Source organism: Musicola keenii, from assembly GCF_014855505.1.
In the GTDB taxonomy this organism is placed as follows: Bacteria; Pseudomonadota; Gammaproteobacteria; order Enterobacterales; family Enterobacteriaceae; genus Musicola; species Musicola paradisiaca.
Genome location: NZ_JAAWVW010000053.1, coordinates 1 through 1,193, shown reverse-complemented (window position 1 = coordinate 1,193; position 1,193 = coordinate 1). Strand labels below are relative to the sequence as shown.

Genomic DNA, 1,193 nt, shown 5'->3' with positions numbered 1-1,193 from the left:
TATCGGCAATTAAGCGATAACTTTAGCAACCACGCCAGCGCCTACTGTACGGCCGCCTTCGCGGATAGCGAAACGCAGACCGTCATCCATCGCGATCGGTGCGATCAGGTTGACTGTCATCTTGATGTTGTCGCCCGGCATGACCATTTCCACGCCTTCCGGCAGCTCGATGGTGCCTGTCACGTCAGTGGTACGGAAGTAGAACTGCGGACGATAGCCTTTGAAGAACGGCGTATGACGGCCACCTTCATCTTTGCTCAGAATATACACTTCAGATTCGAACTGAGTGTGCGGCTTGATTGAACCCGGTTTAGCCAGTACCTGACCACGTTCAACTTCATCACGCTTGGTACCACGCAGCAGAACACCGACGTTCTCACCCGCACGGCCTTCGTCCAGCAGTTTGCGGAACATTTCAACACCGGTACAGGTGGTTTTCGTGGTTTCTTTGATACCCACGATTTCAACTTCTTCACCCACTTTGATGATGCCGCGCTCTACACGACCGGTCACAACGGTACCACGACCAGAGATGGAGAATACGTCTTCGATCGGCAGCAGGAACGGCTTGTCAATCGCACGCTCCGGTTCCGGAATGTAGCTGTCCAGCGCTTCGGCCAGTTCGATGATTTTTGCTTCCCACTCGGCATCGCCTTCCAGCGCTTTCAGCGCGGAACCGCGGATTACCGGCGTGTCGTCGCCCGGGAAGTCGTACTGAGACAGCAGTTCGCGCACTTCCATCTCAACCAGTTCCAGCAGCTCTTCGTCATCAACCATGTCGCATTTGTTCAGGAACACGATGATGTACGGAACGCCTACCTGGCGACCCAGCAGGATGTGCTCACGAGTCTGCGGCATCGGGCCGTCAGTTGCAGCCACCACCAGGATCGCGCCATCCATCTGGGCAGCACCGGTGATCATGTTTTTCACATAGTCGGCGTGCCCTGGGCAGTCAACGTGTGCGTAGTGACGAGTCGGAGTATCGTATTCAACGTGAGAGGTGTTGATGGTGATACCACGCGCTTTTTCTTCCGGCGCGTTGTCGATCTGGTCGAATGCGCGAGCCTGACCACCGTAGGTTTTAGCCAGAACAGTGGTGATGGCAGCGGTCAGCGTTGTTTTACCATGGTCAACGTGGCCGATAGTACCGACGTTAACGTGCGGCTTTGTACGTTCAAATTTTTCTTTAGACA

The 1,193-nt window shown here is 54.8% G+C and carries 1 protein-coding gene; it reads right to left on the bottom strand.

Annotated elements, in window-relative coordinates; genetic code table 11:
• Positions 1-9 precede the first annotated feature (9 nt).
• Positions 10-1,193 (bottom strand): elongation factor Tu (gene tuf, locus HEP82_RS19775; RefSeq protein WP_192459607.1); only part of this gene is annotated, 1,184 nt, incomplete at its 5' end.